Raw genomic sequence first — 13,259 nt, 5'->3', positions numbered from 1 at the left:
TCCTGGACGCGGCCCATCACCCCGTCCGTAACTCGCCGCTCAACCCAGGCCAATGGCAACAGCAACGCACGGGTTCGCCTCCAGGCCCATCCGAGAACCTGCGAACCTGCGCGCTTCGGCGTTCGACCTGCTGCGCCAGGGGGACGATGATCTGACCTCCCGTCCGTACCAGAGTCGCCGCGAGGCGCTGGAGCGGCTCTTCGCGGACCGGGACCTTCGACCGCCGTGGACGCTGTGTCCGTCGACGACCGACCCTCGGCAGGCCGCCGACTGGCTCCAGTGGTCAGCGGTCGGCCTGGAGGGGCTGGTCTTCAAGCGGCTGGACCAGCGCTACGTCCCGAACCGCCGGGGATGGCTCAAATACCGGATGCGGCACACCACCGAGGCCGTCGTCGGCGCGGTGTCCGGTACGACGGGCGCGCCCGTCAACGCCCTGCTCGGAGACTTCGACACCGGTGGCCATCTCCACTACGTCGGCCGCACCACCGTGCTCTCCGCCCCTGTACGGCGTGCCCTCGCCTCCGGTCTCCGGCGCGCGGAGACCGGTCACCCCTGGACCGGCCGGGCTTCAGCGTCGCGTGGGGGTCGCGCGAGCACCTGGCGGTACAGCTGGTCGAACCGGACGTCGTCGCGGAGGTCGCCGTGAACGCCTCCCTGGACCCCTCCGGCCGGTGAGCGCCACCCAGTCCGGCTGCTACAGGTACGGACCGACATGACAGCCGCCGACGCCCCCTCTTCAGCCAGCCTCAGTGAACCAGGACGGAAAGACGGCGCACTCACGGCCCGGCGCCTGTCCCCGCACGGAGAAGATCCTCTTCGGCAGCGACTCCGTGAACGTCACGGTGTTACCGGACAGGGCGGCCGACGCGGTGCCGTGACGTCCTGCGTGGAGGCGGCCCCGGCCGTACTGCGTCCGAACGGCCGGCTCGATCGCATCAGACGAGCCATCTGAAGCACGCAGGGGCCCAGTCGCAACGTGTGACTTATACAACTCAGGACGCATGTGCCGTCCGGAGAGGCTCGCAACCGCCCGTCCTGCGCCAATGGGCCCGCTCCCAACGGCGCCCGGACATCACATCGCCCGTGGCCCGCGCCGCCATCCTGATCTGGTCACGCGTCCACGGGATCGTGAGCCTCGAACTCACCGGGATGTTCGACCATCAGCCCCTGGAGGCGCGACGGCTGATCGACCTGGAGATCGAAGGCGCCCTCCAGTCCCTGCGTCCGGCCGACGCCAACGCCTGACCGGCCGGATCGCCTTTAGCGGCACTCCCACAACGGAGTCGCGGGAGGGAGAGGGCTGGCGCCTACGGGAGACAGGGCGTCCAGGACGAGTGTGATGTAGCGCTGCCAGCCTTCGCTCTGTGGGTCCATGTTCCACAGGACGCTTATGAGCATCCCCATGACTCTTTGCATGTCGTCGGGGACGAGATCGCCGCGGATGACACCCGCCTGCTGTCCCCGGAGGGTGAGCAGCATCAGCGAGTCGAGGAACGGAGCCACGACCTCGGCGGTGAGGGCGCCGGAGTGGTCGGCGGCGGCCAGGGTGTTGCGCTCGCGGGCCGCCATGGACAGCGTGGCCTCCAGCAGGGTGGTCAGGCCGCGTTTGGGGTCGTCGTCGGCCAGGGCCTGCTCGATGGCCGGAGTGAGCTGCTCGGCGACGCTCTGTTCGATGGCTGCCCGGACGAGCGTCTCTTTGTTGGGGAAGCGGCGGTAGAGCGTCGCGATGCCCACATCGGCGCGCCGGGCGATGTCTTCGAGCATGGCGTCGGGACCGTTTTCGGCGTACACCGCCCGCGCGGCCCGCAGGATCCTCTCGGAATTCCGCGCGGCGTCGGCGCGTAGTCGCCGTGAGGTGTCGGGTGGCATGTACAAGAGAGTAGCAGTTGATAGTTGACTATCGGTATGTCGTAGGGTTGGCCACCCCGAGGTAAGTGAAAGTCGATTATCGGTTACGCCGGGTTCATTTTCCCGACTTTCAGCTGTATCAACTCACTTGGAGATGTGACACCGTAACGAAGACGCTTGGATTCATTGGCACCGGCATGATCGGCAGCGCGCCGGCCCGCCTCGCGGTGGCCGCCGGCCTGGACGTCGTCCTCAGTAATTCCCGTGGCCCCGGGACCCTCGCCGGTCTCGTCACCGATACTCGGCACCTGCGCCCGCCCGGCCACGCCGGCCGAGGTCGGTGACCTGGTCGTGGCCACCATTCCGCTGAAGGCCTACGGCCGGCTGCCCGCCGCCGCTCTGGCCGGCCGGACGGTGATCGACACGATGAACTACTACCCGCAGGGCGACGGCCGCATCGACGGGCTGGACGCACAGGAACTGACCTCCAGCGAACTGGTGCAGCGGCACCTGGCCGACTCCCGCGTGGTCAAGGCGTTCAACAACATCGACTTCCACCGCCTCTTCACCAGCGCCCGGCCCTCCGCCGCCGCCGACCGCAGCGCCCTGCCCGTCGCGGGCGACGACACCGCGGCCAAGGCCGAAGTGGCCCGCCTGCTGGACATCCTCGGCTACGACGCCGTGGACATCGGCACCCTGGCCGACAGCTGGCGGAGCGAGCCCGAGACCCCGGTCTGCGTCCAGCCGTACTTCCCGGGGCAGCCGCCCGAGGGGGCCGGTCAGGAAGAGGGGTACCGCTGGTTCCTGGAGACCCCGGGGGTGGTGGTACCCGCCGCCAGGGTCAGGGAACTGGCCGCCGGTGCCGTCCGGGGTCCCGCGGGCGGGAAGTTCCCCAGCCCGTAATCACGCGATCGGGGTGACGGCGGCCACCGTCGACCATTTTTTGATAGTTGACTATCACTAAGGGGCGCGGTTTGATGAATCCAAATCGATAGCCGCATATCACTTATAGAACCGAAGGAGGTAAAGCGAATGAAAGTGGAAGTCGACGTTCCGAAGTGTGTCGCTTCTGGGCAGTGTGTTCTGGTCGCGCCCGACATCTTCGACCAGCGCGACGAAGACGGCATGGTGGTGCTCCTGGCCGAGGAACCCAGGCCGGAGCAGTACGACGCCGTCCGTGAGTCCGCCATGGTCTGTCCGGCCGCCGCGATCCACCTGGTGGAGTCGTGAACAGGATCGTGATAGTCGGCGCGTCGGCCGGTGGGCTGGCCACCGCGGAGGCACTGCGCCGCTTCGGGTACGAGGGCGCCATCACCGTCCTCGGCGACGAGCCCCTTCTGCCGTACGACCGTCCGCCGCTGTCGAAGCAGATCCTGACCGGTGAGTGGCAGCCCGACAGGCTGCCGCTGCGGGGAAAGGACGACATCGACGCGCTGAAGCTGGATCTGCGCCTGGGCACAAGAGCGACCGGGCTGGATGTGGCCGCGCGCACGGTGACACTGGCCGACGGCTCCCGGTCGGCATACGACGGCCTGGTCGTGGCGACCGGTGTGCGTCCTCGCCGCCTGCCTGGCCCCGAGGGCGTGGCGGGAGTGCACACGCTCCGCACGCTGGACGACGCGCTGACGCTGAAGGCGCGACTCCTTCCGGGGCGGCCGCTGGTGATTGTCGGCGCGGGGTTCATCGGCGCGGAGGTGGCCGCTGTCGCACGTGGGCTCGGAGTGGACGTGACCGTGCTGGAGACGGCCCCGGTTCCGATGGCGCTCGCCGTCGGCGAGCACACCGGAAAGTGGCTGGCCCGGTCCCACGACGACCACGGAGTCCAACTGCGCACAGAGGTCTCGGTGGCCGAGGTTCTCGCCGTCGGCGGTGAGGGCACCGGAGTCGCACTGGCCGACGGGAGTGTGATCCCGGCCGACGACGTACTGATCGCCATCGGTTCGGTACCCAACACCGAATGGCTGGAGAGCAGTGGACTGACCGTGGACAACGGGCTGGTGTGCGACGAGTTCAGCGCCGCCGCGCCCGGTGTCTACGCGGTCGGGGACGTGGCCCGCTGGCACAACCCGCTGTTCGGAACGGCGATGCGTATCGAGCACCGTACCAACGCCGCCGAGCAGGGCATGGCCGTCGCCAGGAACCTGCTCGCTCAAGAACCGGGCCTGCGGCGGCCGTTCGCCCCGGTGCCGTACTTCTGGTCCGACCAGTACGAGATGAAGATCCAGGCGTACGGGTATCTGCGCGGCCACGACGAGGCGGCGGTCGTCGAGGACGACGCACCCAACGGACGTCTTCTCGTCGCGTACCGCACGGGAGACCGGCTTGCCGGAGTGCTGGGCGTCGGCATACCGCCGAAGACCCTGCGCTCATGGCGGGCGCTCATCGCAGCCGGCAGCCCCTGGGCGAAGGCCCTCGACACCGTCGCCGCCGCGTAATCCCCCCACCACCATTGGAGTGACCCATGAGCACGACCGACAGCACGATTCCCGCGAACGATCACGCCGGCCTTCCCACCTTCCCGGGTGAGCGTGACGCGCGCTGTCCCTTCGATCCGCCCGCGGAGCAGGCCGGCTGGCGTGAGAACGAGGGGCTGCAGCGGGCGATGCTGCACGGGGAGCCGGTATGGATGGTGAGCCGGTTCGCCGACATTCGCGAGGCCCTCGGTGACCCGCGGATCAGCGCGGACGTCACCCGTCCCGGTTTCCCGAAGTCGCAGGTGGGCGAAGAGGGGATACCTCAGGCCTTCCCGCGGATGGACGACCCCGAGCACGCCCGGCTGCGCCGCATGCTCACCGGGGACTTCACGGTCAAACGGATGGAGAGGCTGCGCCCCAAGATCCAGGAGGTCGTCGACGGCATCCTGGACGAGATGATCGGCCAGGGGCAGCCGGTGGATCTGGTGCACTGGTACGCGTACCCGGTTCCGTCCGTGATGATCTCCATGCTGCTCGGCGTTCCCTACGCCGACCACCAGTTCTTCCAGAAACACAGTGAAACCCTCATCTCCCACCGGGCCACGGCCGAGGAGTCGGCGGCGGCGAGCATGGCGCTCTTCACCTATCGGATGGAACTGGTGGACCGCAAGGAGAAGGAGCCGGCCGACGACATGATCAGCCGGCTGGTCCACGAGCGGGTCGCCACCGGTGACATCACCCGGGAGACCGTTGTGATGAACGCGCTGACGGTGCTGTTCGCCGGGCACGAGACCACGGCCAACATGATCGGCCTGAGCACACTGACCCTGCTACGGAATCCCGGCAAGCTCGCCCGGATCCGCGACACCGACGATCCGGCCCTGATCGCCAACACGGTCGAGGAACTCCTCCGTTACCTGACCATCGTCCAGGACGTGGTCCTGCGCGTGGCGATCGAGGACGTCACCATCGGCGGGCAGCTCATCCGGGCAGGCGAAGGCATCGTCATGAATATGCCGGCCGGGAACCGTGACGCGTCCGTCTTCGACCGGCCTGACGAATTCGACATCGACCGCAACCCCCGCGGGCACCTCGCCTTCGGCTACGGCATCCACCAGTGCCTGGGACAGGCACTGGCCCGCGTGGAACTGCAGATCGCACTGCCCACGCTGCTGCGCAGGCTGCCGGGGCTGCGGCTGGCGGTGCCGATGGAAGAAGTGATGTTCCGGACGGACCTGAGCACCTATGGAGTGCGCGAACTCCCGGTCGCCTGGTAGAGCCGCGGCCGACACGGGCGGAGAAGTCCTCCCGCCGCAATCCAACCCTCACGAGCAACCAGGATTGATCTCTCATGAACAAGCCCTCCATCCTGATCGTCGGAGCCGGCGCGACGGGACTGCCCATCGGCTATCACCTCAGCCTGGCCGGTGCCGACATCACCTACCTCGACAGGTCCGCCATCGATGCCGCACAACAGCTCTACTGCTACGACGACAACTCGCTGAAGACCTTCACCGGTTACCGCGCCGTCGATGACGTCGCCGCACTGGCGGGCAGGCGTTTCGAGTTCGTCATGATCACACTGGACGGGCACACCGCCCGCACCGAGGGAGGCGCGGCCACACTGCGCGCCCTCGGCGACCTCATCCGCCCGTCCGACGCGACCGTCATCATGAGCGCCTTCGGCATCGGTGTGCGTGAGCACTTCCTGGAGGTCCTGGGCATATCCGACGACCGGTTGCTGCACGGGTTCCTCGGCATGCTCGCCCATCAGTCCGCGGCCAATCTTCCCATCCACGCGCCGACAGACCCGGCGAAGGTGGCGCAGGCCGGCATCTGCTACCGGCATCCGAAGAACCGGATCGGCTTCCGCCTCGACACAGGCAACCCGGCCGCCGCCAAGCGGTTCGCCGCCCTCTACGACAGCTCCGGTGTCTCCCGCTGCGCCCGGATGAGCAGGGAGATGGACTCCATCTTCAACACCATCGGCTTTCCGCTCTACACGGCGTGGGAGATCGCGGGCTGGCCCGACTTCGCCACGGTCGCGAAGAACAAGGAGCTCTGGAAACTCACCTGCGCGGCCCAGCGCGAGATCATGACCCTGCCGCGGAACGGCTGGCGGGGCAGGCTGCTGGCCCTGGCCATGGGGCCCCGTATGAACGCGAAGGTTCAGATCAACATGGAACGGGGAATGCGGCCGATGGACCTCGCGGCGTTCAACCGTTTCCACCACGGCGGAAAGGTCCGCGCGCAGGACATCGGAGCGATGTACGACAGCCTCGAAGAGGGCCGGCGGCAGGGCCGGCCGATGAAGTCGCTGCAGGAACTGCTGGAGCGGCTGAAGGCACACGAGGCGGCCAACCGCGTCGCATCCCCCGCGTAGCGGCAAGACGCCCCCTCAGCGGGAGGGGCCGGCGGTTCGTCGTCTTCCCGCTCCCACCTCTCTCTCCGCTCTCTCCATGTCCGTCCGCGGCCGGGGTCTGTCCGTCCGCGTGCATCTGTCTGCCCGGGAGGCACAGTGAACGATCAACTGATGTACAGGAACGGCTTCTACATCGGGGGCCAGTGGGTCGAGCCGGCGTCCGCCGAGCGGTTCGGCGTCGTCTCGCCGTCGACGGAGGAAGTCGTCGGCGAGGTGCCCGTGGCGACGATCGCGGACATGGACCGGGCCGTTGCGGCGGCCAGGACCGCGTTCGACGAGGGGCCCTGGCCCCGTTTGACGCCGGGTGAGCGTGCCGATGTGCTGGAGCGTGCCGCGGCGAAGCTGCGTGAGCGCGTCCCCGACTTCGCCGCGGTCTCCGTCGACGAGATGGGCATCGCCGTCAGCCATGCCGCCATGCACCACGCCATGGTGGCCCCGGTGTTCGACTACTACGCGCAGCTGATCCGGACCTTCGCGTTCGAACGCTCGGTCGTGGCAGGGGAGTCGGCGGGCCTGGTGATCTCCGAACCGGTCGGGGTGGTCGCCGCGATCATTCCGTGGAACGCTCCGGTCAACCTGGCCGCGTGGAAGGTGGGCCCGGCGCTGGCGGCCGGCTGCACCGTGGTGCTCAAGCCGCCGCCGGAGGCGCCGCTGAGCAACTACATCCTCGCCGAGGCGCTGCACGAGGCCGGAGTCCCGGCCGGCGTGATCAACGTCGTGCCCGGCGGCCGGGAGGTGGGTGAGCACCTGGTGACCCACCCTGGGACCGACAAGGTCGCCTTCACCGGGTCGACGGAGGCCGGCAAGCGGATCATGAGCCTCTGCGGCGAGCAGGTCAAACGCGTCTCCCTCGAACTCGGCGGCAAGTCGGCGGCGATCGTCCTCGACGACGCGGACCTGTCGGCGGTGATTCCCGCACTGGTGGGCGGAGCCATGTACAACTCTGGGCAGGCCTGCGCCGCCCAGACCCGGATCCTGGTGCCCCGGCGGCGGTACGCGGAGGCGCTCGCCCTTGCCGAAGCCGCGGCGTCCGGCACACCTGTCGGAGATCCGCACGATGCCGCCACCATGGTCGGTCCCCTCGTTGCCGAGCGCCAACGCGCCCGCGTGGAGGGCTACATCGAACTGGCCGGCAAGGAGGGCGCCCGGGTGGTCAGCGGCGGCGGCCGGCCGGGCCACCTCTCCAGGGGCTGGTACGTCGAGCCCACCGTCCTCGGTGACGTGCACAGCGCCATGCGCGTCGCGCAGGAGGAGATCTTCGGACCGGTCGTGTGCGCCATCCCGTACGACAGCGACGAGGACGCGGTCCGTATCGCCAACGACTCCCGCTACGGGCTGTCGGGCAGTGTCTGGACGAGTGATCCGGCCCGAGGGCTCGCCACCGCACGGGGCGTACGTACCGGGGTGCTGACCATCAACCACCACAACGCACCGATGCCGATGGTTCCCTTCGGTGGCTTCAAGGAGTCGGGCCTCGGCCGTGAACTCGGCCCCGAGGGACTGGCGGGCTACCTCGAGAGCCGCACCATCGGTATCCCCGCCGACCTCGCCCGATAGCCGGCCGAACACACCGCCCGTCCCCCACGCATCCGAAAGGAGACGCGCCATGAAGGTCGCCGTCTCGTACAAGGCCGATGAGCCACTTGTCATCGAGGACCTGCCTACGCCCGCCATCGGGCCGCGCGACGTCCTGGTGAACATCACGGCCAGCGGCATCTGTCACACCGACGTCACCATGATGCGGGACACCAGCAGGCCCATGCCCGTCGTGCCCGGCCACGAAGCCTGCGGAACCGTCGAGGCCGTCGGCCCCGAGGTGCGCCGGGTGAAGGCGGGAGACCGGGTCCTGGCCTCGGTGGCCCCCGCCTGCGGTGCGTGCTGGTGGTGTACGAACGCCATGTCCCAGCACTGCGAGCGTGTGGCGGGGATCTACGTGCCGCGCTTCGATCTTGCCGACGGGCGGAAGGCGATCGCGGCGTGTGGCTGCGGCTCGTTCGCCGAGGCCATGGTCGTCGACGAAGCGTCGGTCGTGACCGTACGGACCGACCTGCCCGACGAGCAACTCGCTCTCCTGGGTTGCGGGGTGACGACGGGCCTCGGCGCCGCCCTGCACACCGCCGGCGTGGAACCCGGGTCGACGGTGGCGGTCATCGGCTGCGGAGGCGTCGGACAGTCGGTGATCCAGGGGCGCGCATCGCCGGCGCGTCCGTCATCATCGCCATCGACCTGGCACCCGGTCGCCGGGAGTCGAGCCTGCGATCAGGCGCCACCCACACCATCGACCCGGCCGAGGGCGACCCGGTCGAGCAGGTGCGTGGCCTGACCGGCGGGCGCGGTGTCGACCACGCCTTCGAGGTCGTCGGATTGCCTCAACTCATGAACCAGGCCTTCGACATGGCGCGGTCGGCGGGCTCGGTGACGCTCGTCGGAATGCCTCCGGCCATGGATACCGTCCTGTCGATCCCGGCGATGTCGGCCGTCTTCTCCGGCAAGCGACTCCAGGGCTCCGTCATGGGCGGCTCCCAGATCCTCCGGGACTTCCCCCGCTTCATCAGGATGGCCGAGACCGGACAGCTGGACCTTGGCTCGATGGTCACCCGGCGCATATCGCTCGACGAGGTCAACGACGGCATCGCACTGCTCGACCGGGCCGAAGGTGTCCGCTCCGTCATCGTTCCGGAGTAGGAAGGGAGCGACAACCCGGCCCGTTCCGGCGCACCGCTCTACTCCACCGCTCCACCGCTCCACCGCTCTGCCGTGCCTCACGTGGCCGAAGCGGGCGCTTCGGAGGCCGCCGCCGGTTCGGGCCTCTCCTCCCCGGCGGCGGTGGCGGGACCGCGTCCGGTGGGGATGACCGCGGCGACCGCGGCGGCCAGCAGGGCCACGCCGCAGCCGATCATCATGCCGGTACGGAGGCGGGCTTCCGACGGAATGGTGAAGCCGACCGTCGTGGTGGTCATCTGCGCGAGCACCACACCGATCACCGCGGCGGCGAACGAGGTGCCCAGCGAGCGCATCAGGGCGTTGAAGCTGTTGGCGGAGGCGGTCCCTGACGTCGGCACGGCACTCATGATCAGCGCGGGCATCGCGCCGTACGCCAGGCCCACCCCACAGCTGACCACCAGGGCGACAATCAGCAGGCCCCATGTGGAGCCCATCAGGGCCGGCGACAACGCGTAGCCGGCCGAGATCACCAGGGCGCCCACGACGAGCGTGACCTTGGGGCCGAAGGCGGCGGTGAGCTTTCCGCCCATCGGCGAGATCAGCATCATCATCACGCCGGCCGGAGCCATCCACAGCCCCATGGCCAGCATGGACTGGCCCAGACCGTACCCCGTCGACTCGGGCAGTTGGAGAAGCCGCGGGGTGATCAGCGACTGGGCGTACATGCCGAAGCCGACCAGGACCGAGGCGGTGTTGGTCAGCAGGATCCGCGGTTGGGCGGCGGTGCGCAGGTCCACCAACGGGTCACGGGTGCGCAGCTCCCAGTAGCCCCAGGAGAGCAGCAGCACCGCCGAGGCGGTGAACAGGCCGAGTGTGGTCCCGGAGCCCCAGCCCCAGTCCGCGCCCTTGGAGACCGCGACCAGCAGACACACCAGTCCGCCGCCGAGGCCGACGGCGCCGACGAAGTCGAAGCGCTGCCCTTCGGCGCCCGCAGGGGTCTCGGGGACGAGGAACCAGATCATGGCGGTGACCACCAGCGCGAGGGCGGCAGCGCCCCAGAACAGCGCGCGCCAGCTGGCGTACTGCGCGACCCCGGCCGCGATCGGCAGTCCGAGGCCGCCGCCAATGCCCAGGGACGCGCTGATCAACGCGATGGAGGAGCCGAGCTTCGCCACCGGCATCACGTCACGCAGCAGGCTGATGCCGAGCGGCACGACGCCCATCCCGATGCCCTGCAGGCCGCGGCCCGCGATCATCGGAACGACCGACGAGGACAGCGCGCACACCACCGAGCCGATGATCAGCGGGGCACAGCACACGAGCAGCATGCGCCGCTTGCCGTACATATCGCCGAGGCGCCCGCCGACCGGGCCGAACACCGCGCCCGTCAGCAGCGTCGCGGTCACCACCCAGGAGGCGTTGGACGAGCTGGTGCCAAGAATCCTGGGCAGCTCGGTGAGCAGCGGCACCACCAGGGTCTGCATGACCGAGGCCACGATGCCGGCGAGCGCCAGAGTGACGATGATGCCCCTGGCTCGGGTGGTGGGCGGAGGGCTGGTCATGAGGGGGCTCCTGCGAGCGGGGATCGGGAACAGAGGCCCGCGCCGGCCTACTGTTGGCACCTTGCCAAGGCCGGTGCGGTCGGCACGTGAAGGCGTCTCAGAGGGCGAGGACGCGGCGGAGCCACGCGCGGTAGGCGGCGAAGGTGTCCTGCGAGACCCGTGCCTGTGGGGCGAATCCGAGAGACCCGTGGAACACTCCGGGCCAGACATGCAGCTCCGCCTGACCGCCCGCCTGCCAGATTCGGCCGGCGTAGGTGACGGCCTCGTCGCGGAACGTCTCGGCCGCGCCGACATCGATGAACGTCGGCGGCAGGCCGGACAGGTCGGTCGCCCGGGCGGGTGCCCCGTAAGGAGAGACGTCCGGGCCGCCGACGGCGTCGCCGAGCAGTGCGGTCCAGCCGACCTGGTTCTCGGCGCGGTCCCAGATGCCCAGGCCGGCCATCTGGATCGCGGAGTACGAGTCGTTGCGGTCGTCCAGCATCGGGCTCATCAGCATCTGTGCCGTCAGCTCCGGGCCGCCGCGGTCCCGTGCCAGCAATGCCACCGCGGCGGTCAGCCCGCCGCCCGCGCTGCCGCCGGCGATCACGACTCTCGCAGGGTCGATCCCCAGCTCGTCGGCGTGCTCCACGGTCCAGACGAGCCCCGCGTAGCAGTCCTCGACCGGACCGGGGTGGGGGGTTTCCGGGGCGAGACGGTACTCCACTGATACGACCGCGATCCCCATGCCCCGCACCGTTGAAAGGAGTTCGGGCAGGAAGGTCCGACTGTCGCCCATGATCATGCCGCCGCCGTGGACGTGGTAGACGGCAGCCGTCGGCGTCCGGGCTTCCGCGGGCCGGCAGATCAGCAGCTTGATGTCCGGCGCACCCTGCGGGCCGGGCACCTGGCGCTCCTCGACGCGATAGGTGCCGTCCAGGGAGAGTTCCTCGTGCGAAGGCGTGGGCGCCTGGCCGGCGAGCAGCCGCCGGTCCGGGATGCTCCCCAGCTTCAGGCCCCCGGTGGGCATGAACTCCTGCACGGCTGCGAGCGCGGTCGCGAGCTCGGGGTCGAACGGCACTGGCCGGACTGGTTCTGCCTGCGCCCTCGCATCGATGTTACTCATCGTAACTTTCCTCGCATTTCCTTGTGCGGCCGCGACATCGACACCGCTAAACGATACCTGACTATCGATTATTGACCAGTCAACCCCACCTCGTATCGGTAGTCAACTATCATTAGCTGCCTCCACCTCTTCCCACGCGTTACGACGGCGCGCGGAGGGCGTCGACCGGTTCCATGCGGGCCGCACGCAGGACGGGTAGAGGCCGGCGATCAGGGCCGACCGGGGCGCCGGCCGGCGGGGCGCCGAAGGCGAAAGTCAGGTCGAGGACCGATGTCCACTCTTTGGTGACGGCCACGCCCACTACCACCACGATCCCCGGGGCGGCAGAATTCAGGAGACGGTGGAGGCCGCCGCCGCACGGTCCGCGGCTGGCGTTGAGAGGAGAAGGCCGGAACCTGACGCCGGAGTGCAGCCCACAGGCCGGCACCACCGAGGACAGTCCCTTGCCGCCTGGACCACGCGCTGCCCCGTGAACCTCCCCCGCATCACCGGGGTTTCCCGCGCCTGCCACCGTCCCTTGCTGGGGACCGCGTGATGCCACCAGTGAAACGTCTTCGGATTGGCAAGCTTAATATGCACGGTCGCGATCTCGCGAAATAGTTCATCGGGGTCGCCCGCGTCGTTCTGGAGTTTCTGGCCGGGCTTGAGTTTGTAGGCCTGGGTCCAGGCGTTGCGGGTGGCGAACTTGCCGGCCGCCGCGCCGAAGATGCCGCCCGTCGCCGCGCCTATCGCGGTGACCTTGGCGGCGCCGCTGACGCTGCACCCCTCCTCGGACGAGGCGCACGAGATGCCGTAGCCGACCGCGCCTTCCGCCGCGCCGCCCGCCGTGCCCTGGGCCGCGCCCTGGACGACCCGGCCGCCCACGCCCGCCAGCAGACGCCCGGCGGCCCCCGCCGCCAGGCCGCCCGCCGCGCCGCCGAGGGCGCCCGTGGCCGCGCCTACCGCTACGGAGCCGAGGAAGCCGCCGACCGACTTGGGGCCGTCGCTCATCATGTAGCCGACGCCGTTGGCCGCCGCGCCCGCCAGGGCCGCGCAGCCGATCACGCCCACGCCGCCCGTGGCGGCGGTGCAGCCCGCGAAGACCACCACGCCCACCGCGACCGAGGCGATCGTCGCCGCGTGCTGCTTGACGAAGTGGGCCGACGCCTTCGCGGCCTTCTTCATAAGTGGCCTGTCGGACGGGGCCCGTTCGGCAGTCGTGGCCGCGTGCATGCGGGGCCACTCGATGGTCCGTACGGCTTCTGTTC

13 protein-coding genes and 1 pseudogene are annotated in these 13,259 nt (G+C 69.5%); 10 read left to right on the top strand and 4 right to left on the bottom strand.

Annotated features, from left to right (window positions below; translation table 11 throughout):
- Positions 1 to 52 precede the first annotated feature (52 nt).
- Entirely contained in the window at positions 53 to 646 is a 594-nt protein-coding gene (locus tag ACIO3P_RS28330; RefSeq protein WP_401853308.1) for a hypothetical protein, read from the top strand.
- A 236-nt stretch (positions 647 to 882) separates the two neighbouring features.
- A complete protein-coding gene (locus tag ACIO3P_RS28325) occupies positions 883 to 1,245 on the top strand; it encodes a TetR-like C-terminal domain-containing protein (protein ID WP_401978225.1) in 363 nt (120 codons plus the stop codon).
- 15 nt (positions 1,246 to 1,260) lie between these two features.
- Here ACIO3P_RS28325 and ACIO3P_RS28320 read toward each other — a convergent pair whose 3' ends face one another.
- Positions 1,261 to 1,869 carry a helix-turn-helix domain-containing protein gene (locus ACIO3P_RS28320; protein WP_366396083.1) on the bottom strand — a complete coding sequence of 203 codons (609 nt, stop codon included), beginning with the start codon at positions 1,867 to 1,869 and terminating at the stop codon, positions 1,261 to 1,263.
- Positions 1,870 to 2,045: 176 nt separating this feature from the next.
- Here ACIO3P_RS28320 and ACIO3P_RS28315 point away from each other — a divergent pair.
- From ACIO3P_RS28315 to ACIO3P_RS28280, 8 genes and pseudogenes are all read left to right on the top strand, one after another.
- Positions 2,046 to 2,751 (top strand): annotated as a pseudogene (locus tag ACIO3P_RS28315) (NADPH-dependent F420 reductase).
- Between the two features lie 129 nt (positions 2,752 to 2,880).
- Positions 2,881 to 3,078: a ferredoxin gene (locus ACIO3P_RS28310; protein ID WP_401853311.1), complete on the top strand. Its 198-nt coding sequence runs from the start codon at positions 2,881 to 2,883 to the stop codon at positions 3,076 to 3,078.
- Positions 3,075 to 4,283, top strand: coding sequence for an NAD(P)/FAD-dependent oxidoreductase (locus ACIO3P_RS28305; protein ID WP_401853313.1), 1,209 nt, complete (start codon positions 3,075 to 3,077; stop codon positions 4,281 to 4,283). Before ACIO3P_RS28310 ends, ACIO3P_RS28305 begins: the two co-directional genes overlap by 4 nt.
- A gap of 26 nt (positions 4,284 to 4,309) precedes the next feature.
- The gene (locus tag ACIO3P_RS28300; protein WP_401853315.1) at positions 4,310 to 5,539 is read left to right on the top strand and encodes a cytochrome P450; all 1,230 of its coding nucleotides are present in this window, start codon (positions 4,310 to 4,312) and stop codon (positions 5,537 to 5,539) included.
- 74 nt (positions 5,540 to 5,613) lie between these two features.
- Positions 5,614 to 6,645: a ketopantoate reductase family protein gene (locus ACIO3P_RS28295; protein ID WP_401853318.1), complete on the top strand. Its 1,032-nt coding sequence runs from the start codon at positions 5,614 to 5,616 to the stop codon at positions 6,643 to 6,645.
- Between the two features lie 150 nt (positions 6,646 to 6,795).
- On the top strand, positions 6,796 to 8,241 hold the full coding sequence (locus tag ACIO3P_RS28290; protein WP_401853319.1) for an aldehyde dehydrogenase: 1,446 nt from the start codon (positions 6,796 to 6,798) through the stop codon (positions 8,239 to 8,241).
- A 49-nt stretch (positions 8,242 to 8,290) separates the two neighbouring features.
- Positions 8,291 to 9,007 carry an alcohol dehydrogenase catalytic domain-containing protein gene (locus tag ACIO3P_RS28285; protein ID WP_401853321.1) on the top strand — a complete coding sequence of 239 codons (717 nt, stop codon included), beginning with the start codon at positions 8,291 to 8,293 and terminating at the stop codon, positions 9,005 to 9,007.
- Positions 8,896 to 9,369 carry a zinc-binding dehydrogenase gene (locus tag ACIO3P_RS28280; RefSeq protein WP_401978222.1) on the top strand — a complete coding sequence of 158 codons (474 nt, stop codon included), beginning with the start codon at positions 8,896 to 8,898 and terminating at the stop codon, positions 9,367 to 9,369. The genes ACIO3P_RS28285 and ACIO3P_RS28280 overlap by 112 nt, the downstream gene beginning before the upstream one ends.
- A 77-nt stretch (positions 9,370 to 9,446) precedes the next feature.
- Here the strand turns inward: ACIO3P_RS28280 and ACIO3P_RS28275 are convergent, their stop codons facing one another.
- From ACIO3P_RS28275 to ACIO3P_RS28265, 3 genes are all read right to left on the bottom strand, one after another.
- Positions 9,447 to 10,910 carry an MFS transporter gene (locus tag ACIO3P_RS28275; RefSeq protein ID WP_401853323.1) on the bottom strand — a complete coding sequence of 488 codons (1,464 nt, stop codon included), beginning with the start codon at positions 10,908 to 10,910 and terminating at the stop codon, positions 9,447 to 9,449.
- 97 nt (positions 10,911 to 11,007) lie between these two features.
- Positions 11,008 to 12,012 (bottom strand): alpha/beta hydrolase, encoded by a 1,005-nt coding sequence (locus ACIO3P_RS28270; protein ID WP_401853326.1) that lies wholly within the window; start codon positions 12,010 to 12,012, stop codon positions 11,008 to 11,010.
- Between the two features lie 330 nt (positions 12,013 to 12,342).
- On the bottom strand, positions 12,343 to 13,176 hold the full coding sequence (locus tag ACIO3P_RS28265; protein WP_401853327.1) for a hypothetical protein: 834 nt from the start codon (positions 13,174 to 13,176) through the stop codon (positions 12,343 to 12,345).
- Between the last annotated feature and the right edge of the window lie 83 nt (positions 13,177 to 13,259).

Origin of the sequence: Streptomyces sp. NPDC087310, assembly GCF_044744405.1 — a bacterium.
In the GTDB taxonomy this organism is placed as follows: domain Bacteria; phylum Actinomycetota; class Actinomycetes; order Streptomycetales; family Streptomycetaceae; genus Streptomyces.
Note: the sequence above shows the minus strand (reverse complement) of the source record. Positions and strands in the feature narration are given on the sequence as shown.

Excerpts from the sequence above, each read along its gene's own strand:
- ACIO3P_RS28290 (WP_401853319.1), top strand. The coding sequence starts at position 6,796 with ATGTACAGGAACGGCTTCTACATCGGGGGCCAGTGGGTCGAGCCGGCG.
- ACIO3P_RS28330 (WP_401853308.1), top strand. The coding sequence starts at position 53 with ATGGCAACAGCAACGCACGGGTTCGCCTCCAGGCCCATCCGAGAACCT.
- ACIO3P_RS28320 (WP_366396083.1), bottom strand. The coding sequence starts at position 1,869 with ATGCCACCCGACACCTCACGGCGACTACGCGCCGACGCCGCGCGGAAT.
- ACIO3P_RS28265 (WP_401853327.1), bottom strand. The coding sequence starts at position 13,176 with ATGAAGAAGGCCGCGAAGGCGTCGGCCCACTTCGTCAAGCAGCACGCG.
- ACIO3P_RS28300 (WP_401853315.1), top strand. The coding sequence starts at position 4,310 with ATGAGCACGACCGACAGCACGATTCCCGCGAACGATCACGCCGGCCTT.
- ACIO3P_RS28295 (WP_401853318.1), top strand. The coding sequence starts at position 5,614 with ATGAACAAGCCCTCCATCCTGATCGTCGGAGCCGGCGCGACGGGACTG.
- ACIO3P_RS28310 (WP_401853311.1), top strand. The coding sequence starts at position 2,881 with ATGAAAGTGGAAGTCGACGTTCCGAAGTGTGTCGCTTCTGGGCAGTGT.
- ACIO3P_RS28270 (WP_401853326.1), bottom strand. The coding sequence starts at position 12,012 with ATGAGTAACATCGATGCGAGGGCGCAGGCAGAACCAGTCCGGCCAGTG.
- ACIO3P_RS28275 (WP_401853323.1), bottom strand. The coding sequence starts at position 10,910 with ATGACCAGCCCTCCGCCCACCACCCGAGCCAGGGGCATCATCGTCACT.
- ACIO3P_RS28285 (WP_401853321.1), top strand. The coding sequence starts at position 8,291 with ATGAAGGTCGCCGTCTCGTACAAGGCCGATGAGCCACTTGTCATCGAG.